The organism is Sediminihabitans luteus, from assembly GCF_002797595.1.
In the GTDB taxonomy this organism is placed as follows: domain Bacteria; phylum Actinomycetota; class Actinomycetes; order Actinomycetales; family Cellulomonadaceae; genus Paraoerskovia; species Paraoerskovia lutea.
In genome coordinates, this window is the sequence record NZ_PGFE01000004.1 from 274554 (window position 1) to 296966 (window position 22413).

The following is a 22413-nucleotide window of genomic DNA, read 5'->3' on the forward strand; positions in this document are numbered from 1 at the left end:
GTGCGCCACAATGGAGGCATGACCTCCACGCCCGCCCCGGTTCCCTCGTCCGCGACGTCGCCCACGGGTGCGACGTCCCCGTTCGCGCTCCGCGGTCGCGTCGTGACGCCCGACTCCGTGATCGACGACGGCGTCGTGGTCGTGGACGGCAGCGAGATCACGTGGGTGGGCCCGGCCGCGGACGCCGACCGGTCGGGTCACGCGGACGTCGTGGCCGCCGCGGTCGTGCCGGACGAGGGGACGGTCCTGCTGCCCGGGCTCGTGGACGTGCACTGCCACGGCGGTGGCGGCGCGAGCTTTCCGGACGCCACGACCTCCGACGAGGCGCGCGTCGCGGCGCGCGAGCACCTGCGCCACGGCACGACGTCGCTCGTCGGCTCGCTCGTGACGGCCGATCCCGCGACGCTGCTCGCGCGGGCCGCGGTGCTCGGCGAGCTCGTCGACGCGGGCGACCTCGCCGGGATCCACCTCGAGGGTCCGTTCCTGTCGGAGGTCCGTTGCGGTGCGCAGAACCCTGCCGACATGCTCGCGGGCGACCCGGAGCTCGTGCGGGCGATCGACCGTGCCGCGGGTGGTCACCTGAGCACCATGACGATCGCGCCCGAGGTGCCGGGGATCGTGGGGGACGACTCCGTGATCGACGCGCTCGCCGGCGTCGGCGCGGTCCCGTCGGTCGGGCACACGGACGCCTCGACCGAGCAGACCGAGGCCGCGATCGTCCAGGTGCTCGCGGCGCTCGTCGCCTCGGGCGCGGCCGCGCGCGGCGTGCGTCCCACGGCGACGCACCTGTTCAACGGCATGCGGCCGCTGCACCACCGCGAGCCCGGACCGATCGCCGCGTGCCTCGCGGCCGCCGCGCGCGGCGAGCTCGCGGTCGAGCTCGTCTCGGACGGCACGCACCTCGCGCACGGCACCGCACGCAGCGTGTTCGACATGGTCGGCGCCGAGAACGTCGTGCTCGTGACCGACGCGATGGCCGCTGCCGGGATGGCCGACGGCTCGTACGAGCTGGGCCCGATGTCGGTCACGGTCGCGGACGGCGTCGCCCGCCTGACCGAGGGCGGCGCGATCGCCGGGGGCACCTACCACCTGCTCGACGTGGTGCGCGAGACCGTGCAGGCCGGCGTGGCTCTCGTCGACGCTGTACGCTCCGCCTCGCTCACGCCCGCCGGGGTGCTCGGGCGCACCGACGTGGGGGCGCTCGAGGCCGGGCGCCGCGCCGACGTCGTGGTCGTGGACGCCGATCTGCGCCCGTTGTCGGTGGTGCGCGCAGGCGTCGAGGTGCTCGCGACCGAGGCATGACCGTGCCGGATCGCTCCTGACGACGGTCTTCGGGACGACCGCCTTCGTGACGACGGCCTTCGGGATGATGGCCTTCGTGACGACGGTCTTCCCGAGGACGCGTTTCCTGGGGACCGGCCGACGGACGCGGGCGTCGCGGCGGCAGGTCGCGCGGCGCCCGGTCTCCGGTAGGCTGTCGAATCGATACGTGAGAGCGCTTCCACTGCTTTCCCCTCGACACAAGGAGCACCGTGAGCAACGACGCCGCCCCGCCCGCCCTGACGCCCGCCGAGAGCACGCACCCTGGGAGCGCGCCCGCGGAGGTCGGGTCGGCGACACAGCCCGCCGGCGCCGCGCTGCGCCGCTTCCCCGACGGCTTCGTCTGGGGGTCGGCGACCGCCGCGTACCAGATCGAGGGTGCCGCGGCCGAGGGCGGCCGCACGCCCTCGATCTGGGACACGTACTCCCACACACCCGGTCGCACGCTCAACGGCGACACGGGCGACGTCGCGGACGACCACTACCACCGGTGGCCCGAGGACGTGCAGCACGTCACGGACCTCGGTCTCGACGCGTACCGCTTCTCGATCTCCTGGTCGCGCGTCCAGCCCGGGGGCAGCGGGCCGTTCAACGATGAGGGCATCGCGTTCTACTCGACGCTCGTCGACGCGCTCGTCGAGGCGGGCGTCAGGCCCGTGGTGACGCTCTACCACTGGGACCTGCCGCAGGAGCTCGAGGACGAGGGCGGGTGGGCCGTGCGCTCGACCGCCTACGCGTTCGCGGAGTACGCGCGCCGCATGGCGCGCGAGCTGGGCGATCGCGTCGACGTGTGGACGACCCTCAACGAGCCCTGGTGCTCGGCCTACCTGGGCTACGCGTCCGGCGTGCACGCGCCGGGCCGCACCGAGCCGGCCGCGGCCCTCGCGGCGGTGCACCACCTCAACCTCGCGCACGGTCTCGCATGCCTCGCGATCCGCGACGAGCTCGGCGCGGACGCGAAGACCTCCGTGACGCTCAACCTGCACGTCGCGCGGCCGGCCGACCCGTCGTCCGCCGCCGACCTCGACGCGGTGCGCAAGGTCGACGCGCTTGCGAACCGTGCGTTCCTCGGCCCGCTCCTGGAGGGCGCGTACCCGGACGACCTGCTCGCCGACACCGCGCACGTGAGCGACTGGTCGTTCGTGCAGGAGGGCGACCTCGCGATCACGCGCCAGCCGATCGACGTGCTCGGGGTCAACTACTACTCGACCGCCACGGTGCGGCACTTCGACGGCGACGGCGAGCGGCAGCAGAACGACGGCCACGGCGCGTCGGCGGCGACGCCGTGGGTCGGGGTGACCGACGTCGAGTTCGTCGAGCAGCCGGGGCCGTCGACGGCGATGGGCTGGAACATCGACCCCACGGGGATGACCGAGCTCCTGTGCTCGATCGCGGAGTCGTACCCCGAGCAGCCGCTCATGGTGACCGAGAACGGCGCGGCGTTCGACGACGTGGTCTCGCCGGACGGTCGCGTGCACGACGACCGCCGCGTCGCCTACCTGCACGACCACGTGGACGCGGTCGGGATCGCGATCGACCGCGGTGCCGACGTCCGCGGGTACTTCGCGTGGTCGCTCCTGGACAACTTCGAGTGGGGCTACGGCTACGACCGGCGCTTCGGCATCATCCGGGTCGACTACGCGACCCAGGAGCGCACCTGGAAGGACTCGGCGCACTGGTACCGGGAGCTCGCCACGACGGGGACGCTGCCCGCCCCGACGCGACACGCCCGTGAGGGCGACACGCCGTGAGTTCCGCGTGACGTGACCGACAGGATCGGCTCCGACGGGGCCCCGGGCGAAGGCCCGGGGCCCCGTCGCGCGTCCGGGCGAGGGCGCGGACGTCGCGTGCGTGGCACCGTCCGCAGGCTGTGGACGGCCCTTCTCCCCACCCTGTGGACGGGGTGCCGGGAAGCGCTCGAATCCGCGCGCGACACGCGTACGGACCGGTGGACGCAGCGGTGCGCGAAGGGCGTGTCAGAGGGTCGGAGGATGATGGTGAGCACGGTCCGGAGGGCTCCTCGCGCGGGTTCGCCGGACGCGGGCGGGTGAAGTCGCGACACGACATGTAGTGCTGTGGCGGACCGTCGAGCACTAGGTATAGTGGTTTTCACGCCGGGGGAGAGATCGTCTCCGGTGAATCACACGATCGTAGTTCCATCCGTGTCCTTCGAGGTCAGAGGCCTGAGCCTCCCTCTCCCAGGACCGGTTCGACCCCCACGAGACGAGGAGACTCACATGAGCGTCACGGTCTACAGCAAGCCGGCCTGCGTCCAGTGCGACGCGACGTACCGAGCCCTCGACAAGAAGGGCGTCGAGTACTCGGTCGTCGACATCAGCCAGGACGCGGAGGCGCTCGAGCTCGTCCGCGGCCTCGGCTACATGCAGGCTCCCGTCGTCATCGCCGGCGACACGCACTGGTCGGGGTTCCGTCCGGACCAGATCAGCGCCCTCGCGGCGAAGGCCGACGTCGTCGCCTGACGGGACACCCGTCGTCCGCCCCTTCCGGGGGCATCGCGTCGGCCGCCCGCCCGCGGCCGACGCAGCAGTCCAGCAGAACCCGAGCAGCCAGCGCCGCGGCGCAGTGAGCGAGGTGCGACGTGGGAGACCTCGTCTACTTCTCGAGCGTCTCGGACAACACGCACCGGTTCGTCCAGCGACTCCACCTCGGTGACCTGGGCATCGGGGTGCACCGGATCCCGCTGCGCCCCGCGGACGGGTTCCTCACCGTCGAGGAGCCCTACGTGCTGGTGGTCCCGACCTACGGGGGCGGGAACGAGGGCGGGGCCGTGCCCCGCCAGGTCGTGAAGTTCTTGAACGATCCACACAACCGGTCGTTGATCCGTGGCGTCATCGCCGCGGGCAACACCAACTTCGGCGAGGCGTACTGCATCGCGGGGGACATCATCTCCGCCAAGTGCGCCGTGCCCTACCTCTACGCATTCGAACTACTGGGAACAGCCGAGGACGTCACGCGCGTCCGCGACGGATTGGGACGATTTTGGCAACGACAGTCACGGATCCCGGCATGAGCGCCGGATCCTCGCAGCAGGCGACCCCCGTCACGCTCGCGAGCACCGAGCTCGACTACCACGCGCTCAACGCGATGCTGAACCTGTACGGCCCGAACGGCGAGATCCAGTTCGACCGTGACCGTCAGGCGGCGCACCAGTACTTCCGTCAGCACGTGAACCAGAACACCGTGTTCTTCCACGACCTCGACGAGAAGCTCGACTACCTCGTCGAGAACGAGTACTACGAGGCCGAGGTCCTGGACCGGTACGACCGCGAGTTCGTCAAGACGCTGTTCCAGTTCGCGTACTCGAAGAAGTTCCGCTTCGAGACGTTCCTCGGCGCGTTCAAGTACTACACGAGCTACACGCTCAAGACGTTCGACGGCAAGCGCTACCTCGAGCGCTTCGAGGACCGCGTGTGCATGGTCGCGCTCACGCTCGCGCAGGGCGACGAGCAGTTCGCGACCGACATGGTCGAGGAGATCATCTCGGGCCGGTTCCAGCCCGCGACGCCCACGTTCCTCAACGCGGGCAAGAAGCAGCGCGGCGAGCCCGTCTCGTGCTTCCTGCTGCGCATCGAGGACAACATGGAGTCGATCGCGCGCGGCATCAACTCGGCGCTCCAGCTCTCCAAGCGTGGCGGCGGCGTCGCCCTGCTGCTGAGCAACGTGCGCGAGCACGGCGCACCGATCAAGAAGATCCAGAACCAGTCGTCGGGCGTCATCCCCGTGATGAAGCTCCTCGAGGACTCGTTCTCGTACGCCAACCAGCTCGGCGCGCGCCAGGGCGCCGGCGCGGTGTACCTCAACGCGCACCACCCCGACATCATGCGGTTCCTCGACACCAAGCGGGAGAACGCGGACGAGAAGATCCGCATCAAGACGCTCTCGCTCGGCGTCGTGATCCCCGACGTCACGTTCGAGCTCGCCAAGAAGAACGAGGACATGTACCTCTTCTCGCCGTACGACGTCGAGCGCGTCTACGGCAAGCCCTTCGCCGACATCTCGATCACCGAGAAGTACGACGAGATGGTCGACGACGCGCGCATCACCAAGACCAAGCTCAACGCGCGCCACTTCTTCCAGACCCTCGCCGAGCTGCAGTTCGAGTCGGGCTACCCGTACGTGATGTTCGAGGACACGGTCAACCGCGAGAACCCGGTCGCCGGGCGCATCACCCACTCGAACCTGTGCTCGGAGATCCTCCAGGTCGCGACCCCCTCGACGTACTCCGAGGACCTCTCGTACGACCACGTCGGCCGCGACATCTCGTGCAACCTCGGCTCGCTCAACATCGCCAAGGCCATGGACTCGCCCGACTTCGCGAAGACGATCGAGACCTCGATCCGCGCGCTCACCGCGGTCTCGGACCAGACGAGCATCGACTCGGTGCCGTCGATCCGCCGCGCCAACGACCTCGGCCACGCGATCGGCCTCGGGCAGATGAACCTGCACGGCTACCTCGCGCGCGAGCGCGTGCACTACGGGTCGGACGAGGGCATCGACTTCACGAACATCTACTTCTACACGGTCGCGTTCCACGCGGTCGCGGCGTCGAACCGCCTCGCGATCGAGCGTGGCCAGAAGTTCTACAACTTCGAGGCCTCGAAGTACGCGACGGGGGAGTACTTCGACAAGTACACCGAGAAGGCCTGGGTGCCCGAGACGGCGCGCGTGGCCGAGATCTTCGCCGACGCCGGCGTGCACGTGCCGACGCAGGAGGACTGGCTCGCGCTCAAGGCGTCGGTCCAGGAGCACGGCCTGTACAACCAGAACCTCCAGGCGGTCCCGCCGACCGGTTCGATCTCGTACATCAACAACTCGACGTCGTCGATCCACCCGGTCGCCTCGAAGATCGAGATCCGCAAGGAGGGCAAGATCGGGCGCGTGTACTACCCGGCGCCCTACCTGACGAACGACAACCTCGAGTACTACGACGACGCGTACGAGATCGGCTGGAAGAAGATCATCGACACGTACGCCGCGGCGACGCAGCACGTCGACCAGGGACTGTCGCTCACGCTCTTCTTCAAGGACACCGCGACGACCCGCGAGGTCAACCAGGCGCAGATCTACGCGTGGCGCAAGGGCATCAAGACGCTCTACTACATCCGCGTGCGTCAGATGGCCCTCGAGGGGACCGAGGTGGAGGGTTGCGTCAGCTGCATGCTGTGATTCGCATGAAGCAAAGCATCTGCGTCGGCGGCCTCCGGGCCGCCGACGCCGGCTCCCGGTGACCCGGGAAGAGAGAGAAGGACTCATGACCCCCACCGGGAAGCTCAAGCTCATCGATCGCGTCTCCGCGATCAACTGGAACCGTCTCCAGGACGACAAGGACCTCGAGGTCTGGGACCGCCTCGTCGGCAACTTCTGGCTGCCCGAGAAGGTCCCGGTGTCGAACGACATCCCCTCGTGGAACACGCTCACGCCCGAGGAGAAGACGCTCACGATGCGCGTCTTCACCGGCCTCACGCTCCTGGACACCATCCAGGGCACCGTGGGCGCCGTGAGCCTGATCCCGGACGCGATCACGCCGCACGAGGAGGCCGTCTACACGAACATCGCGTTCATGGAGTCGGTGCACGCCAAGAGCTACTCGTCGATCTTCTCGACGCTGTGCTCGACGCAGGACATCGACGAGGCGTTCCGCTGGTCGGAAGAGAACGAGAACCTCCAACGCAAGGCCGAGATCGTCATGAAGTACTACAAGGGCGACTCGCCGCTGCAGCGCAAGGTCGCGAGCACGCTGCTCGAGTCGTTCCTGTTCTACTCGGGCTTCTACCTGCCGATGTACTGGTCGAGCCGCGCCAAGCTCACGAACACCGCTGACCTGATCCGGCTCATCATCCGTGACGAGGCCGTGCACGGGTACTACATCGGCTACAAGTTCCAGAAGGGGCTCGAGAAGCTCACGCCCGAGGAGCGCGACGACCTCAAGGCGTACACGTTCGAGCTGCTCTTCGAGCTCTACGACAACGAGGTCCAGTACACCGCGGACCTCTACGACTCCGTCGGCCTGACCGAGGACGTCAAGAAGTTCCTGCGCTACAACGCCAACAAGGCCCTCATGAACCTGGGCTACGAGGCGCTGTTTCCCAAGGACGAGACCGACGTCAACCCCGCGATCCTGTCGGCGCTGTCGCCCAACGCGGACGAGAACCACGACTTCTTCTCGGGGTCGGGCTCGTCGTACGTGATCGGCAAGGCCGTCTCGACGCAGGACGACGACTGGGACTTCTGAGTCCTACGCGTGCGCACGGCCCCGAGGTGGACCTCGGGGCCGTTCGCATGCCCGGAGCTCAGTCAGCCGGGCGCTCGCGCGCCCCGGCCACGGGAGGCTCGGCGGACCACGGGAACGTGATCCACAGGTCCGTGTCCTTCCACGAGTAGTCCGGGCGGACGACGGAGCGGGGCTTGGCGTAGAGCACCGCGGATCGCGCCTCGGCGGCCTGGCCCTCGAGCATCTCCATGACGAGGGCGAGCGTGCGGCCCGAGTCGGCGACGTCGTCGACCACCAGCACCTTCAGCCCCGGCAGCTCGGAGGTGTCCATGAGCGGCGGGAGCACGCGCGGGTCGGGCAGCGTCATGCCGATGTCGGTGTAGAACTCGACGTTGAGGGTGCCCACGCCCTTGGTCCCCAGCGCGTACGCGACCGCGCCGCCGGGCAGCAGCCCGCCGCGCGCGACCGCGATCACGACGTCGGGGTCGAACCCGCTCGCGACCACCTGCTCGGCGAGCTCGCGCACCGCCACGCCGAACGTCTCCCAGGTCAGGACCTCGCGCTCCTCGCTCATGCGTCGACCCTACGTGCGTCCGCCGGGAGCGTCCTGGGAACGGCCGCAGACGACGACGGGGCCCGGCCCCGAAGGACCGGACCCCGTGCGGGTGCGTGCGTCAGTTGACCGCGAGGATGTCCACGACGAACACGAGGGTCGAGTTGGCCGGGATGCTCCCGCTCGCGGTCTCGCCGTAGCCCAGGTCGGACGGGATGACCAGCAGCACCTGGCTGCCGACGGTCTGGCCCGCGAGGCCCTGCGTCCAGCCCTTGATGACGCCCGTCAGCGAGAAGCTCGCGGGTGCACCGCGGTCCCACGACGAGTCGAACTGCGTGCCGTCGGTGAGCCACCCGGTGTAGTGGGCGGTGATCGTGTCGGTCTCCTTGACGACCGCACCGTCACCCTTGATGAGGGTCTGCGCGACGAGCTCGGTCGGCTCCTCGTAGTCCTTCGGGATCTCGATGCTCGGCTTGCCGGTGTCGTCGAGCGTCACGGTCGGCAGGCCCGCCGGCGGGGTCACGGCCTCGCCCGTGGCGCGGTCGGGGACGTCGATCGCGTCGGTCACCTCGAGCGCGAGCACGCTCGTGGTCGCCTCGCCGGTGCTCGGGTCCTGCGCCGGGATGGCGATGACGGCGCGCACGCCGACCTTCTGGCCCTCGAGCACCTGGTTGAGGGCGGGGATGATGCCCTGGTCGCCGAGGATGATCGTGTCGGGGTCGCCCTCGTACGTCGAGCCGGCCTTGGTCGCGTCGGCGCCCGTGTAGCTGACGTAGTCCATGGAGATGCTCTGGCCGTCCTCGAGGTCGGCGCCCGTGCCGGGCGTCACGACGGTCGCGGTCGGCACGGAAACCGTGAGGCCCTTGTCGAACGTGACGGTCGGCTCGGAGCCGGCATCGCCCTCGACCTTGACGGCCTCGACGGCGGCGACGTCCTCGGCCGTGGGGGTCGGGGTGTCGGACGCCGCGTCGGTCGAGGTCGCGCTCGGCGCGTCGGTCGAGTCGGAGTCGTCGGCGCATCCGGTCAGCACGAGGGCTGCTCCGAGCGCGAGCGCGGTCATCCCGCGGGCGGTGCGGTGCTTCACTGGGGAGTCCTTCGGTCGGTGAGGCGCGGGACGCGGTGAGCGCCCGACGCCGGACCGGCACACTCTAGCGGTCGACCCTGTGCGTCGGCTGTCGGCTCTCGGCTGCGCCAGTTGCCCCGTCGCCCCGTCGTCGGCCTGGCGGCCCGTCACGCCGTTCGCCTGACCGATCGCAGCGACCGATCGCAGTGACCGATCGCAGTGACCGATTGCCGTGACCCGTCGCCGTGACCGGTCTCGTGGACAATGAGGGCATGCCGTCGTCACGCCGATCCAGCCGCCGCCCCTGGGGAGCGGAGCACGTCCCCCTCGACGTCGAGCGCGCGACCGGTGGTCGGCGCACCGAGTCGGCCGACGACGGCGAGTGGACCGTGCAGAAGATCCGCAGCTCGTCCAAGACGTACACGTGCCCGGGGTGCAGCCAGGACGTCGTGCCCGGCACCGCGCACGTCGTCGCGTGGTCGAACGACTCGATGTTCGGGCGCGACGCGGGGCTCGCCGACCGCCGGCACTGGCACTCGGCCTGCTGGCAGGCCCGGGCGCGACGCCGCTGACCCGGCCCGCCGTCCGACGGCCGCCCGACGACCGGCCTCGCGTCTGACGGCCGAGCGGGTCACGGCCGGACGCGGCAGTCCGGACCGGACGGCGCGACAGCGACCGCGCAGCACGCACCACCGATAGGCTCGGCACGATGAGCGACACGACACCTGCCGACGCGACACCTGCCGACGCGAGCCCTGCCGACGCCGACCACGCGCCGAGCCCGACGACCACGCCCCAGGACGCCGCACCCGGCACCCCGATCCGCTCGCTGACCGTCCTCCCGGCCCGCCGGGAGGAGGTCGAGCTGCACACCGCCGACGGCCTCACGCTCGTCGGGGAGCTCGCGCTGCCCGCGGACCGCGACCCGGTCGCGACGCTCGTGACCCTGCACCCGTTGCCCACGCACGGCGGGTACATGGACTCGCACGTGCTGCGCAAGGCCGCGTGGCGGCTCCCGGCGCTCTCGGACCTCGCGGTGCTGCGGTTCAACACGCGCGGGACGAGCTCGCCACGCGGCACGAGCGACGGAGCGTTCGACGGGGGAGCGGGCGAGCGGTTCGACGTCGCCGCGGCGATCGAGTTCGCCGAGTTCCACGACCTGCCGCGCCGCTGGCTCGTCGGGTGGTCGTTCGGCACCGAGCTCGCGCTCATGCACGGCGCCGACCCGTCGGTCGAGGGTGCGATCCTGCTCGCACCGCCGCTGCACCGCGCGACCGACGAGGACCTCGACCGGTGGGCCGCGTTCGGCAAGCCCCTCGTGGTGCTCGTGCCCGAGCTCGACGACTACCTGCGGCCCGACGAGGCGCGCGAGCGGTTCGCGCGGGTGCCGCAGGCGGAGGTCATCGGCGTCGAGGGTGCCAAGCACCTGTGGGTCGGGGAGCCGTCGGTGCGCCGCGTGCTCGACGAGATCGTCGCGCACGTGGACCCGAGCCGGCCCACGCCGCTGCCGACGACCTGGGACGGGACGGGCGCGACGTCGTCCGACACCGACACCGAGCGCACCGACCAGGAGACGTACGCCGCGTCGCGTGCGGACGGCACGGCCGACTGACCGCCCCGTGCGTTCGACGCGGCGCGCCGACCCTGCAAGGATCGAGTTCCAGCGACGAGAGGACGGGACGACGATGACCACCGGACAGGTTCCAGCAGGTTCGACGACGCAGGCGCTCGAGGTCGTGAACCTCCGGGACGGGCACGGTCTGCCGCTGGTCCTGCTGCACGCGTTCCCGCTCGACCACCGCATGTGGGCGTCCGCCGTCGACGCGATGCCCGGCGACTTCACGGTGCTCGCGCCCGACCTGCACGGCATGGGTCGTGCCCCTGACGGCCCGCGCACCCCGGGCCTCGAGGCGTCGGCCGACGCGGTCGTCTCCGCCGTGCGTGCGGCCGGCTACGATCGCGCGGTCGTCGCGGGCCTCTCGATGGGCGGGTACGTCGCGATGGCGATCGCCGAGCGGCACCCCGGGTTCGTCGCGGGCCTCGGCCTGCTCGACACCAAGTCGACCGCGGACGCGCCCGAGGCGAGGCTGAACCGGCTGCGCGTCGCGCACCAGGTCGAGGCCGAGCGTGACACGACGGCCGTGCTCGGCATGGTCGCCACGCTCGTGGGCGACACGACGCGCGCCGAGCAGCCGCGCATCGTCCCGCTCGTGGAGTCCTGGATCCGGGCGCAGCGCGCGGACGGCGTCGCGTGGTCCCAGCGGGCGATGGCAGCCCGCCCGGACCGCACCCACGTCATCCACGACGTCGCCGGGCCCGTGCTCGTGCTCGTGGGCGACGAGGACGTCATGTCGCCCGTGAGCGCGGCCGAGCACATGGTCGTCGCGCGGCGCGACGCCGAGCTCGTGATCGTGCCGGGTGCCGGGCACCTCAGCGCGGTCGAGCGGCCCGCTCAGGTCGCCGAGGCGCTCGCCGACCTCGTCGCACGCGCCTCGGCGCACTGACCCTCAGCCCGCGTCGAGGACCTTCTCGAGCGCGTCGGCCATCGAGATCGACTCGCCGTCGCGGCCCCCGGCCCCCAACACGAGCGGGGGGTCGGACGCCGCGGGGCGGGCACCGCGCAACCACGTGAGCGGCCCGGTGGGGACGCTCAGGACGTAGAACCGGCCGTCGGTATCGATCCCGACGGTGCGGTTGGCCCGCAGGTACCACCCCCGCAGCCCCGTGCGGAACGTCGCGTCCCCGTGGTAGCCGCGGGCCCGCAGCGGCACGGGCTCGACGCCCTGCGCGCGGGCGCGCACCAGGAACTCCTCGATCGCCCGGGCCGCCTCGGCCGAGTCGCGCTGCCGCCGCCGCTCGAGCCCGGCGGCACGCGCCTCGGCGGCCGCCGTGCGCTCAGCGCGCCAGGCGGCGACGTCGGCCGGGTCGGACCCGGGGCGCTCGTCCACGACGTCCGTCAGGCGGTGGGCGTGCGGCGGGAGGCCGAAGCCTCCTCGCGCGCCGGCTCGGCGGCGGGCGTCTCGGCGTCGTCCGTGTCGTCCGCATCGTCGACGATCTCGCCGTCGACCACGGGGAACTCGGCGGTCAGGAGCGTCGCGGTCGCGGCGGCGCGGGCACGCTGCGCCGGGGTGCCGGACCCGCCGGCCTTGGCCGGAGCGAGCGCAGGCTTGGCCGAGCGCTTGGCGCCCTGCTTCTCCGCCTCGGCTGGCTCCCCGCCCTTCTCGTCGCCGAGCAGCGATCGCAGCTCGCCGAGGTACGTGTTGATCGAGTCGTGCTGGCGCGTGAGGTCCTCGAGCTGACGCTGGGCGCTCGCGCGCTGGGCCTCGGCCTCGACGTTCGCGTCGGCGACCGTCTGCTCCGCGAACTCGCGCGCCTCGCTGATGATCGCGTCGGCGTTCTTGCGGGCCGCGGCGAGCTGGTCGCGCACGTAGGCGTCGGACTCGCCACGGACCTTCTCGGCCTGCTCGAGCGCGAGCGCGACCCGCTTCTCGGCGTCCGCGGCGTGCTCCTCGGCGGTCGCGACGAGACGGTCGGTCTCGGCCTTCGCGGTCGCGTGACGCTCGGCGTTCTCGCGCTCGGCCTCCTCGCGGCGGCGGGCGACCTCGAGCTGGGCGTCGGCGAGCGCGGTCCGCGCCTGGTCGCGCAGGTCCTCCATCTCGGAGGTCACCGCGTTCGCGGCGTCCTCGGCGGCCTTGCGGGCCTCGGCGACCTGACGGTCGACCTCGCGGCGCGTGCGGTCGAGGAGGTCGGCCGACTCGGTCTCGGCGTTCTCGCGGAGCTCGGCGACCTCGGCCGTCACGCGGGCGCGCAGCTCGGTGGCCTCGCGCTCGGTCGCGACGCGCAGCTCGGTCGTCTCGCGCTCCGTGACGGCACGCAGCGTGCCGAGGTCGCGCTCGAGGCTGGCCCGGCGCTCGTTCTCCTCGGCCGTGAGCGCACTCTGGATGCGTGCCGCCTCGCGCTCGGCGCTGCCGACGAACTCCTCGGCGCGACGCTGCGCGGCCAGGAGGGTCGACTCCGACTCGGCGGCGGTCGTCGCGCGGATCTCCTCGGCCTCGCGGCGGGCCGACGCGAGCAGCTCGGCGACCTCGCTCTCGGCGCGCGAGCGCACCTGGCCGGCCGAGAGCTTCGAGCGCGCCATGATGTCGGCCGCCTGCGAGTTCGCCTGCGTGAGGATGTCGGCGGACTGCTCCTCGGCCGAGCGCAGGAGCTGCTCGATGCGCGAGCCCAGGCCCGAGTACGACGGCTTGTCGGACTCCTTGGCCTTGCGCTGAGCGTCTGCGAGCTCGGACGTGAGCTGCATCTGCCGCTGGTCGAGGGTCTCGACCTGGCGGCGCGCCTCGTCGAGGGCGTGCTCGAGCCGTGCGATCTGGTTGTCCACCTGGATGCGGTCGTAGCCGCGCATCGTGATGGGGAACAGTGAGCGCTCGTCGGACACCGGGTCGACCTCCAGGGTTGCGGGACGGCACGTGGGGGACGCCCCGCGCGCGGCGCCCCGATCAGGGGCGTTGTCGCGACCCACCCTAGTGCCCGGACGCGGACTTGCGTAGCCTCGATGGGGTTGCCCGAAGCACTCGCGCCGAGGCTGCGACCTGCGAGGATGTTTGTGAGCGACCCTTCCGTTCGACCCCCGCCGAGGCCGGCCGGGGTCTGCCGGAAGGCGTTCGTCGAGGTCGCGACGGGTCCGGCGTCGTGGGCCCTCGCCGTCCCCACTATCCTGGGGAGTCCGCCACGAAGGGAAACTCGGTGCTGCAACGAATCCTCGGAGTCGTCCTGATCGTGCTCGGCCTCGCGGCCGCGGCGCTCGGGACCGCGACGGCCACGATCTGGAGAGAGAGCGACACGGTCACCGCGACCGCGACCGCCGACGCGTCCACGACCATGCTCGTCACCGACCCCGGCGTGCTCGACCTCGTCGCGGGCGACGTCACGATCCGTGCGACCGCCCCCGGGGGCCAGCCCGTGACCCTCGCGATCGGCCGTGACGTCGACGTGGCCGGGTGGGTGGGCGAGTCTCCCGCGACCCGGGTGACGGGGCTGCAGGACTGGGAGACGCTCGCGACCACGACGGAGGCGCCGTCGACGGCCGCGCCGACGCCGTCCGGATCGGCCGCGGCGACGGAGGGCGTGGACGGGACCCCGACGCCGGAGGCGACGACCTCGCCCGCCGCGACGGCGACCGGCGCTGCGACAGATGCTGCGACCGACACTCCGACCGACGCCGCGACGGAGGGTGCCGCCGCGGAGGGCGCCGGGTCCGCACTCGCCGGTCCGGACCCGGCGGGCAGTGACATGTGGCTCGTCGAGGCCTCCGGCGAGGGCAGCGCGAGTCTGCGCTGGACCGACCAGGACGGGCGATGGAGCCTGATCGCGGCAGGCGTCGGCGAGGACGTGACCCCGCCGACGCTCGAGCTCACGTGGCCGCGTGAGACGAGCGCGCCGTGGTTCGTCCCGGGCGTCGTGGCCGGGATCGTCCTCGTCGTCCTCGGCGTCGCGCTCCTGCTGCTGGGACGCGCCCGGCGACGTCCTGCCCGCCCCGCGTCGTCCGCGAGGCCGTCCGCCCCGGGCGCCCCCGGCCCTGACGTGGCGGGCCCGGTCGTCCTGACGCGACGTGAGCTGCGTGAGCAGGCCGAGCGCGAGCAGGCCGAGCGTGACCGGGCCCGCAGCGAGGCCTCGTCCCGGCGCACGAGCGCCGGGACCGAGCCCGAAGGACGCCGCCGGGGACGGCGTGGCCGCGCGGCCGACGCAGCGTCCCCAGAGGTGGCTTCCTCCGACGCGGTGCCGTCTGGATCAGCGTCCGCCGACGTCGCGGACGGGGCCGACGTCTCGGCGGCGCGCACGCGGTCCGCGAGGCGGACGGGTGCGACCGGCACCGGGACGGCCGGCCCGCGGGCCACGGACGCTGCGGCCGACGCTGGTGCCTCGGCCGACGGGGCGAACGCACCGGGCCGTGCGGCCGGTGCGGCACCCGACGCGGGAGACGCTGCGCCCGACGCTCCCCGGGGCCCTGCCGCCCCGGCCGACGAGTGGCGCCGGGCGTGGGGCTACACCGCGCCGAACGACGACAACGACGGAGGTACCCGATGACCACGCGAGCGACGGCACGCCGCGGAGCCGCCGCCGCGGCCGCGACCCTGACCCTCGGGCTGCTGCTCGGTGGCTGCGCCGCCGATCTCCCGACGCCCGACCCCGACGCGGTCCCCGCGGTCCCCGGACCCGACCTCACGGTCGAGCAGACCGTGGCCGTGAGCACGGAGGTCGGTGCGGTGCTCGACGCCGCCGACGAGGCCATGGACAGCAGGGGACTCGACGAGCGCGTGACCGGGCCCGCCCTCACGATGCGCTCCGCGCAGCTCAAGGCGGCGGTGCGGGCGAAGAACGACGAGCTGCTCACGGTGCTCCCGGACGAGATGCAGCAGAACGTCGTCTCGACGACGGTCACGTGGCCCCGCACGAGCCTCGGGGTCACCGTCGAGGCGGGCGACGGCGAGCTGCCGCGGCTGCTGGCCTACGAGCAGGCCTCGGCCCGCTCGCCCTACAAGCTGTGGTCCTGGGTCCGACTGTTCCCCGGGGTCGAGCTGCCGCCGTTCGCCGAGCCGAGCGTCGGGAGCGCGGCCGTACCGCTCGACTCGGACGAGCTGCTGCTCTCCCCGCAGGACGCGTTCTCGCAGTACGTCGACGTGCTCAACCTCGGCAAGGACTCCGAGTTCGCGAAGAGCTGGGCGGACGACCGGTTCCGGCAGGACCGTGCCGAGCAGAAGGCGAAGGCCACCAAGGCCCTCGACGACGTCGAGGGCACGTGGACGGAGAAGTTCTCGCCCGTGGACGACGACATCCGGGCGATCGCCACGACTGACGGCGGCGCGCTCGTCATCGGCGCGATGACCGGTCAGGAGACGTGGAAGGCTCCCGAGGGCGCGAAGATCACGCCGCAGACCGACACGGAGAAGGCGCTGCTCGCGAAGGACCCGACCAACTCGCTCAAGTTGTCCGGCCTGGCGACCGTCGCGATCTACGTCCCGCCGGCGGGTGCGGACGCGAAGCCGACCGTCCTGGGCGCGCAGCTCGTGCTCACGAAGGTCACGAACTGAGCGAGGGGCGGGCACCCGCCTAGGATGCTCGCATGAGCGAAGCCAACTCCCAGTCCTCGTTCGACGTGCGCGGCGCGGTCGACCTCGCCGCGCTGAACCGCCCCAAGTCCCCGCCCCCGGGCGAGCCCGGCGGCGCGCCGTCGGCGGGCGGGTACGTCGTCGACGTCACCGACGAGACGTTCGCCCAGGTGGTCCAGGACTCGACCACCTACCCGGTGATCGTCCTGCTGTGGATCCCGACGGACCAGGCCAACGCGCAGGTCGGTGCCGACCTCGGTGCGCTCGCCGACGAGTACGCGGGCAGGTTCCTGCTCGCGCGCGTCGACGCTGAGGCGTACCCGCAGGTCGTCGCGGCGTTCCAGGTCCAGGGCGTGCCCACGGTCGTCGCGGTGCTCGGCGGTCAGCCGGTCCCGCTGTTCCAGGGCGGGGCGCCCGTCGAGCAGATGCGCGACGTGATCGACCAGGTTCTCGCCGCCGCCGAGGCCAACGGCGTCACGGGGCGCGCCCCGCTCGCGGGCGAGGCGGCCGCGACCGCGGAGGTCGCCGAACCCGTCGAGGAGCCGCTGCCGCCCCTGCACCAGGAGGCGTACGACGCGATCGAGCGCGGCGACCTCGACGCGGCCGAGGCCGCCTACGTCACCGCGACCAGGCAGGACCCCAAGGACGACATGGCGCGGGCCGGTCTCGCGCAGGTCCACCTCATGCAGCGCACCGCGGGTGCGGACCTCGCGGCGGTGCGCACGGCCGCCGCCGACGCGCCGTCCGACGTCGACGCCCAGCTCGCGGTCGCCGACATGGACCTGCTGGGCGGCAAGGTCGAGGACGCCTTCGGGCGGCTGCTCGACCTGCTGCCGGGCGCGGACGCCGACACCAAGGAGAGCGTGCGGGTACGCCTGCTCGAGTACTTCGAGGTCGTGGGCACGACGGACCCGCGCGTCGGCAAGGCGCGCCAGCGCCTCGCCGTGTCGCTCTACTGACTGGTCGCCCTACCGAGTGAGCGCTCCACCGAGGCGTCGCTCTAGAGAGCGGCTGAGGTGTTGCTCGAGAGAGCGGCGTCGCCGGGCTCGCGCACGAGGTAGAGCACACCCAACGGGGGCACGCGGAGCCGCGCGGAGAACGCGCGGCCCGCGTGCGGCACCGCCTCCGCCTCGACGTGGCCGAGGTTGCCGACGCCCGAGCCGCCGTACACCTCGGCGTCGCTGTTGAGCACCTCGCGCCAGCGGCCGCGCGCGGGCAGCCCCAGGCGGTAGCCCTCGTGCGGGACGCCCGCGAAGTTCACGACGACCGCGACCTCGGTGCCCGCGCGGTCGCGGCGCACGTAGGCGAGCACGTTGTGGTCGGCGTCGTCCGAGGCGAGCCACTCGAAGCCCGCGGGGTCGAAGTCGAGCTCCCACAGCGCGGGGGTCGACCGGTACACGGCGTTGAGGTCGCGCACGAGCCGCTGCACGCCCGCGTGCGCGGGATCCTGCAGCAGGCCCCAGTCGATCCCCGCGACCTCGTCCCACTCGGTCGGCTGCGCGAGCTCGCCGCCCATGAACAGCAGCTGCTTGCCCGGGTGCGACCACTGGTAGGCGAGCAGCGCCCGCACGCCCGCACGCTTCTGCCATGCGTCGCCGGGCATCTTGCCGTACAGCGACCCCTTGCCGTGCACGACCTCGTCGTGGCTCAGCGGCAGCACGAACTGCTCCGAGTAGGCGTACACGAGCGAGAACGTCGCCTGGTGGTGGTGGTAGCGCCGGTTGACGGGGGACTGCGCGAGGTAGCGCAGCGTGTCGTTCATCCAGCCCATGTTCCACTTGAGCCCGAACCCGAGGCCGTCGGCGTTCGTGGGGCGCGTCACGCCCGGCCACGCGGTCGACTCCTCGGCGATCATCATGACGCCGGGGGTGCGGCGGTAGGCCGTCGCGTTGGCCTCCTGCAGGAACGCGATCGCCTCGAGGTTCTCGCGCCCGCCCTGGGCGTTGGGGTGCCACTGGCCCGGCTCGCGCGAGTAGTCCAGGTAGAGCATCGAGGCGACCGCGTCCACGCGCAGCGCGTCGACGTGGAACTCCTCGAGCCAGTACGTCGCGTTCGCGACGAGGAAGTTGCGCACCTCGGGGCGGCCGAAGTCGAACACGTACGTGCCCCAGTCGGGCTGCTCGCCGCGCAGCGGGTCGGGGTGCTCGTACAGCGGGAGCCCGTCGAACCGGGCCAGCGCCCACGAGTCCTTGGGGAAGTGCGCCGGCACCCAGTCGAGCACCACGCCCACGCCCGCGGCGTGCAGCGCGTCGACCAGGTGACGGAAGTCGTCGGGGTGCCCGAACCGGGAGGACGGCGCGTAGTACCCCGTCACCTGGTAGCCCCAGGAGCCGCCGAACGGGTGCTCGGCCACGGGCATGAGCTCGACGTGCGTGAACCCGTTCTCGACGACGTACGCGGTGAGCTGCTCCGCGAGCTCGCGGTACGTCAGGCCCGGGCGCCACGACCCGAGGTGCACCTCGTACACGCTCATGGGTCCGGCGTGCGGGTCGGTCGAGGCCCGGGCTGCCAGCCACGCGTCGTCCGACCACGTGAAGTCGCTCGCGACGACGACGCTGCCCGTCGCGGGCGGCACCTCGGTGCCCTTGGCGAGCGGGTCGGCCTTCTGCACCCACGAGCCGTCGGGCGTGAGGATCTCGAACTTGTAGCGCGTGCCCGCCCCGAGTCCCGGCGCGAAGATCTCCCAGACCCCGCTCGAGCCGAGCGAGCGCATCGCGTGGCTCGGGCCGCCCCAGCCGTTGAAGTCGCCGATCACGCGGACCGCGAGCGCGTTGGGCGCCCACACGGCGAACGACGTGCCGTGCACGCGGCCGAGGACGCTCGGGTACTCGCGCGGGTTCGCGCCGAGCACGGTCCAGAGCTCCTCGTGGCGGCCCTCGCGCACGAGGTGCTCGTCGACCTCGCCGAGCGTGGGCAGGAACCGGTACGGGTCGTCGCCGTGGACGACGTCGTCGCCGTAGCGGGCGCTGACCCGGTAGTCGGGCGCGTGCACGCCGAGGTCGTCGGCGGGGGCCTCGAGGACGGTGACCCAGATCCCGTCCTGCTCGTGGCGGGCGGGGTGGTCGCCGTCCTGCGCGTGGACCGTGACCTCGTCGGCGAGCGGTCGCAGCACGCGGACCGTGGCGGTCCCGGCGTCCGGGTCGAGGTGCGGCCCGAGGACCGCGTGCGGGTCGTGGTGCCGCCCGGCGGCGACCGCGGCAAGGACCTCGGGTGCGGCCGGCACGGGGTGCAGGTCGGGGGCGTCGTCGGGGAGCGGGGCCATGCGCTCACCTTTCCACGTCACCGGTCGCCTCGCAGTGACGATCGTGTGTCGGGGCGGTCACGGGTTCGTCTCGACGCCCCGAAACGGCCCTCGCTGTCAGCCGCGGGTGCGATGATCGCCCTCGCAAGGCTCCGAGAGTCAGGAGAGCACGTGATCACGACAACGACGTCGACCGAGGTCAGCACCGTGCCGCCGAGGACGCGACCGCTCCACGACGGGTGGACGGTCCGCGCGACGGGCGGGCGGGTGCACGAGTCGGTGGCGGGGGTGACGGTCCCCGCGACCGTCCCCGGGACAGTCCACACCGACCTGCACGCGGCCGGGCTGATCCCCGACCCGTACCTCGACGACAACGAGCGGCTGCTCGCCTGGATCGGCAGCTGCGACTGGGAGTACCGGACGACGTTCGACTGGTCGGCGTGCGGGCACGACCACCACGACCTCGTGCTCGAGGGCCTCGACACCGTCGCGACGGTCCTGCTCAACGGCGCGGTCGTCGCCCGCACCGCGAACCAGCACCGCTCGTACCGGGTGCCCGTCGCGGGTCGGCTCGTCGACGGCACCAACGAGCTCGTCGTCCGGTTCGCGTCGCCCGTGCGGTACGCGGACGCGCAGTCGCTCGCGCTCGGCTACCGCCCGCAGGTCAACCACCACCCGTTCAACGCGATGCGCAAGTCCGCGTGCAACTTCGGGTGGGACTGGGGCATCGACGCCGCGACGGTCGGCATCTGGCGCCCGGTGTCGTTGCACTCGTGGTCGACCGCGCGCATCGCCGGGGTGCGTCCGCTCGCGTCGGTCACGCTGTCGGACGACGCAGCCGGGCCGGGCTCGCCCGCGACGAGCGCTCCGGGCCGGGTCGAGGTGCACGTCGAGGTCGAGCGTGCGGAACCCGCGAGCACCGTCGGCACCGCCGCGGAGCCGCTCGTGGTGGACGTCTCCCTGGTCGGCCCTGCGGGTTCCGGGCCAGGGTCGCGGACGGCGTCCGCGACCCTGGCCCCGGACGAGTCCTCCGTGGTCGTCGTGGTCGACGTCCCCGACGCGGCGCTCTGGTGGCCGCGCGGGTACGGGGACCAGCCGTTGAGCGACGTCACGGTCGGGCTGCGCGCGGCGGCGACGTCGTCCGACACCGGGACCGACTCCCATGCCGGGACCGACGCGGCGACGGGCGCGTCGCTCGCGACCTGGGCCGGGCGCGTCGGGTTCCGGCAGGTCGCGCTCGAGATCGAGCCCGACGAGCACGGCACGTCGTTCCGGTTCGTGGTCAACGGCCGGCCGGTCTTCGTCAAGGGCGCCAACTGGATCCCGGACGACGTCTTCCCGCACCGCGTGACCCGCGAGCGGTACGCCGCGCGCATCGCGCAGGCTGAGCAGGCCGGGATCAACCTGCTGCGCGTGTGGGGCGGCGGCATCTACGAGGACGACGACTTCTACGACCTGTGCGACGAGCGCGGCCTCATGACGTGGCAGGACTTCCTGTTCGCGTGCGCCGCGTACGCCGAGGAGGAGCCGCTGGCCTCCGAGGTCGAGGCAGAGGCCCGCGAGCACGTCGCCCGACTGGCCGCGCACCCGTGCCTCGTGCTGTGGAACGGCAACAACGAGAACCTGTGGGGCCACCAGGACTGGGGCTGGGAGGCGCGCCTCGACGGCCGCACCTGGGGCCTCGGGTACTACACCGAGCTGCTGCCCGGCATCGTCGCCGAGCTCGACCCGGACCGCCCGTACACGCCCGGGTCGCCGTGGTCCGGCACGTTCGACCGGCACCCGAACGACCCCGACCACGGGTCGGTGCACCTGTGGGAGCAGTGGAACCGCCGGGACTGGCCCACCTACCGCGAGGTCGTGCCCCGGTTCTGCGCCGAGTTCGGGTGGCAGGCGCCGCCCGCGTGGACCACGCTCACGCGCGCCGTGAGCGACGACCCGCTCACGCCCGAGTCGCCCGGCATGCAGGTGCACCAGAAGGCGGCGCAGGGCAACGACAAGCTCACCGACGGGCTCGTGCCGCACCTGCGGCTGCCGCAGGACATGCCGGGCTGGCACTGGGCGATGCAGCTCAACCAGGCGGTCGCCGTCCAGGCCGCGGTCGAGCACCTGCGCTCGTGGTCGCCGCGCTGCGCCGGGTCGATCATGTGGCAGCTCAACGACTGCTGGCCGGTGGTCTCGTGGTCCGCGGTCGACGGCGACGGCCGTGCCAAGCCGCTGCTGCACGCGCTCGCGCACGCGCACGCCGACCGCCTCGTGACGTTCCAGCCGCGGTCCCGCGACGGCGGGCCCGTCGTCCCCGGGGGACCGACGAGGCTCGAGGTCGTGGTCGTGAACGACACGTCCGCGCCGTGGTCGGGTGACCTCGTGCTGCGCCGTCTCGGGTTCGACGGCTCCGAGCTCGCCAGCGCGCGCGTGCTCGTCGCCGTCGAGGACCGCGGGGTTGTGAGCGTCCCCGTGCCCCACGACGTCGCCGCGGTCGGGGACCCCGGCGCCGAGCTCCTCGTGGCCGAGCTCGACGGCGTGCGCGGGCTCTGGTTCGTCGCCGAGCCCCGCGACTCGGCGCTCGCGGCCGCCGACCTCGACGTCGAGGTGACTCCTGACACCTCCGCGTCCGGTCCGTCGTCCGGTGCCGACGTCACGCTCGCGGTCACGGTGACCGCCCGGAACCTGGTGCGCGACGTGAGCCTGCTCGTGGACCGCGCGCACCCGGACGCGACGGTCGACGACATGCTCGTGACGCTCCTGCCGGGCGAGTCGGTCACGTTCCGCGTGACGGCGCCCGGCGACGTCGACCCCGCGGCGTTCACGGACCCGCTGGTGCTGCGCTCGACCAACGACCTGTGCGGGCCGTGACCAGGGGCGAGCAGGGGTGACCACGGGTCGACACGGCTGACG

The 22413-nt window shown here is 72.4% G+C and carries 18 protein-coding genes; 13 read left to right on the plus strand and 5 right to left on the minus strand.

Annotated elements, in window-relative coordinates; all coding sequences use genetic code 11:
• Nucleotides 1-18: 18 nt before the first annotated feature.
• The 6 genes from CLV28_RS12690 to nrdF all read left to right on the plus strand — a co-directional run bounded on the left by CLV28_RS12690 (nucleotide 19) and on the right by nrdF (nucleotide 7573).
• Nucleotides 19-1302, plus strand: a complete 1284-nt coding sequence (locus tag CLV28_RS12690) for an N-acetylglucosamine-6-phosphate deacetylase (RefSeq protein WP_100423685.1) — start codon at nucleotides 19-21, stop codon at nucleotides 1300-1302.
• A gap of 335 nt (nucleotides 1303-1637) precedes the next feature.
• Nucleotides 1638-3071: a GH1 family beta-glucosidase gene (locus CLV28_RS12695; RefSeq protein WP_203968255.1), complete on the plus strand. Its 1434-nt coding sequence runs from the start codon at nucleotides 1638-1640 to the stop codon at nucleotides 3069-3071.
• Nucleotides 3072-3557: 486 nt separating this feature from the next.
• Nucleotides 3558-3800, plus strand: coding sequence for a glutaredoxin-like protein NrdH (nrdH, locus tag CLV28_RS12700; protein ID WP_100423686.1), 243 nt, complete (start codon nucleotides 3558-3560; stop codon nucleotides 3798-3800).
• A 119-nt stretch (nucleotides 3801-3919) separates the two neighbouring features.
• The gene (gene nrdI, locus CLV28_RS12705) at nucleotides 3920-4351 is read left to right on the plus strand and encodes a class Ib ribonucleoside-diphosphate reductase assembly flavoprotein NrdI (protein ID WP_100423687.1); all 432 of its coding nucleotides are present in this window, start codon (nucleotides 3920-3922) and stop codon (nucleotides 4349-4351) included.
• A complete protein-coding gene (nrdE, locus tag CLV28_RS12710) occupies nucleotides 4348-6507 on the plus strand; it encodes a class 1b ribonucleoside-diphosphate reductase subunit alpha (RefSeq protein ID WP_100423688.1) in 2160 nt (719 codons plus the stop codon). The genes nrdI and nrdE overlap by 4 nt, the downstream gene beginning before the upstream one ends.
• Before the next feature lie 85 nt (nucleotides 6508-6592).
• Nucleotides 6593-7573: a class 1b ribonucleoside-diphosphate reductase subunit beta gene (gene nrdF, locus CLV28_RS12715; protein ID WP_100423689.1), complete on the plus strand. Its 981-nt coding sequence runs from the start codon at nucleotides 6593-6595 to the stop codon at nucleotides 7571-7573.
• A gap of 58 nt (nucleotides 7574-7631) precedes the next feature.
• Here nrdF and CLV28_RS12720 read toward each other — a convergent pair whose 3' ends face one another.
• Together CLV28_RS12720 and CLV28_RS12725 are read right to left on the minus strand one after the other, a co-directional pair.
• Nucleotides 7632-8126 carry a phosphoribosyltransferase gene (locus CLV28_RS12720; protein ID WP_100423690.1) on the minus strand — a complete coding sequence of 165 codons (495 nt, stop codon included), beginning with the start codon at nucleotides 8124-8126 and terminating at the stop codon, nucleotides 7632-7634.
• Nucleotides 8127-8226: 100 nt separating this feature from the next.
• Nucleotides 8227-9189 carry an FKBP-type peptidyl-prolyl cis-trans isomerase gene (locus CLV28_RS12725; RefSeq protein ID WP_100423691.1) on the minus strand — a complete coding sequence of 321 codons (963 nt, stop codon included), beginning with the start codon at nucleotides 9187-9189 and terminating at the stop codon, nucleotides 8227-8229.
• Nucleotides 9190-9440: 251 nt separating this feature from the next.
• Here CLV28_RS12725 and CLV28_RS12730 point away from each other — a divergent pair, with 251 nt between their 5' ends.
• The 3 genes from CLV28_RS12730 to CLV28_RS12740 all read left to right on the plus strand — a co-directional run bounded on the left by CLV28_RS12730 (nucleotide 9441) and on the right by CLV28_RS12740 (nucleotide 11672).
• On the plus strand, nucleotides 9441-9740 hold the full coding sequence (locus tag CLV28_RS12730; protein ID WP_100423692.1) for a hypothetical protein: 300 nt from the start codon (nucleotides 9441-9443) through the stop codon (nucleotides 9738-9740).
• Between the two features lie 137 nt (nucleotides 9741-9877).
• Complete coding sequence (locus CLV28_RS12735; protein WP_239073332.1) at nucleotides 9878-10780, plus strand: alpha/beta hydrolase; 903 nt, start codon at nucleotides 9878-9880, stop codon at nucleotides 10778-10780.
• A gap of 73 nt (nucleotides 10781-10853) precedes the next feature.
• Nucleotides 10854-11672, plus strand: coding sequence for an alpha/beta fold hydrolase (locus CLV28_RS12740; RefSeq protein ID WP_100423693.1), 819 nt, complete (start codon nucleotides 10854-10856; stop codon nucleotides 11670-11672).
• Nucleotides 11673-11675: 3 nt separating this feature from the next.
• Here CLV28_RS12740 and CLV28_RS12745 read toward each other — a convergent pair whose 3' ends face one another.
• Nucleotides 11676-12116 carry a hypothetical protein gene (locus CLV28_RS12745; RefSeq protein ID WP_100423694.1) on the minus strand — a complete coding sequence of 147 codons (441 nt, stop codon included), beginning with the start codon at nucleotides 12114-12116 and terminating at the stop codon, nucleotides 11676-11678.
• An 8-nt stretch (nucleotides 12117-12124) separates the two neighbouring features.
• Nucleotides 12125-13603, minus strand: a complete 1479-nt coding sequence (locus CLV28_RS12750) for a hypothetical protein (protein ID WP_100423695.1) — start codon at nucleotides 13601-13603, stop codon at nucleotides 12125-12127.
• Nucleotides 13604-13911: 308 nt separating this feature from the next.
• On the opposite strand from CLV28_RS12750, the gene CLV28_RS12755 reads away from it, so the two are divergent.
• From CLV28_RS12755 to CLV28_RS12765, 3 genes are read left to right on the plus strand one after another with little or no spacing between them, the layout of a single operon-like run.
• Entirely contained in the window at nucleotides 13912-15252 is a 1341-nt protein-coding gene (locus CLV28_RS12755) for a hypothetical protein (protein WP_100423696.1), read from the plus strand.
• Nucleotides 15249-16256 (plus strand): DUF8094 domain-containing protein, encoded by a 1008-nt coding sequence (locus tag CLV28_RS12760; RefSeq protein ID WP_100423697.1) that lies wholly within the window; start codon nucleotides 15249-15251, stop codon nucleotides 16254-16256. The genes CLV28_RS12755 and CLV28_RS12760 overlap by 4 nt, the downstream gene beginning before the upstream one ends.
• Nucleotides 16257-16288: 32 nt before the next feature.
• Entirely contained in the window at nucleotides 16289-17233 is a 945-nt protein-coding gene (locus tag CLV28_RS12765; RefSeq protein ID WP_100423698.1) for a tetratricopeptide repeat protein, read from the plus strand.
• A 41-nt stretch (nucleotides 17234-17274) separates the two neighbouring features.
• On the opposite strand, the gene glgB is transcribed toward CLV28_RS12765, so the two are convergent.
• Entirely contained in the window at nucleotides 17275-19536 is a 2262-nt protein-coding gene (glgB, locus tag CLV28_RS12770; protein WP_100423699.1) for a 1,4-alpha-glucan branching protein GlgB, read from the minus strand.
• A gap of 150 nt (nucleotides 19537-19686) precedes the next feature.
• On the opposite strand from glgB, the gene CLV28_RS12775 reads away from it, so the two are divergent.
• Complete coding sequence (locus tag CLV28_RS12775) at nucleotides 19687-22371, plus strand: glycoside hydrolase family 2 protein (RefSeq protein WP_239073331.1); 2685 nt, start codon at nucleotides 19687-19689, stop codon at nucleotides 22369-22371.
• The last annotated feature ends 42 nt before the right edge of the window (nucleotides 22372-22413 follow it).

Bases quoted from the DNA above. Each gene is read 5' to 3' on its own strand.
- CLV28_RS12740 (WP_100423693.1), top strand. From the start codon at position 10,854: ATGACCACCGGACAGGTTCCAGCAGGTTCGACGACGCAGGCGCTCGAG.
- nrdH (WP_100423686.1), top strand. From the start codon at position 3,558: ATGAGCGTCACGGTCTACAGCAAGCCGGCCTGCGTCCAGTGCGACGCG.
- glgB (WP_100423699.1), bottom strand. From the start codon at position 19,536: ATGGCCCCGCTCCCCGACGACGCCCCCGACCTGCACCCCGTGCCGGCC.
- CLV28_RS12765 (WP_100423698.1), top strand. From the start codon at position 16,289: ATGAGCGAAGCCAACTCCCAGTCCTCGTTCGACGTGCGCGGCGCGGTC.
- CLV28_RS12730 (WP_100423692.1), top strand. From the start codon at position 9,441: ATGCCGTCGTCACGCCGATCCAGCCGCCGCCCCTGGGGAGCGGAGCAC.
- nrdF (WP_100423689.1), top strand. From the start codon at position 6,593: ATGACCCCCACCGGGAAGCTCAAGCTCATCGATCGCGTCTCCGCGATC.
- CLV28_RS12720 (WP_100423690.1), bottom strand. From the start codon at position 8,126: ATGAGCGAGGAGCGCGAGGTCCTGACCTGGGAGACGTTCGGCGTGGCG.
- CLV28_RS12760 (WP_100423697.1), top strand. From the start codon at position 15,249: ATGACCACGCGAGCGACGGCACGCCGCGGAGCCGCCGCCGCGGCCGCG.
- CLV28_RS12735 (WP_239073332.1), top strand. From the start codon at position 9,878: ATGAGCGACACGACACCTGCCGACGCGACACCTGCCGACGCGAGCCCT.
- CLV28_RS12690 (WP_100423685.1), top strand. From the start codon at position 19: ATGACCTCCACGCCCGCCCCGGTTCCCTCGTCCGCGACGTCGCCCACG.
- nrdE (WP_100423688.1), top strand. From the start codon at position 4,348: ATGAGCGCCGGATCCTCGCAGCAGGCGACCCCCGTCACGCTCGCGAGC.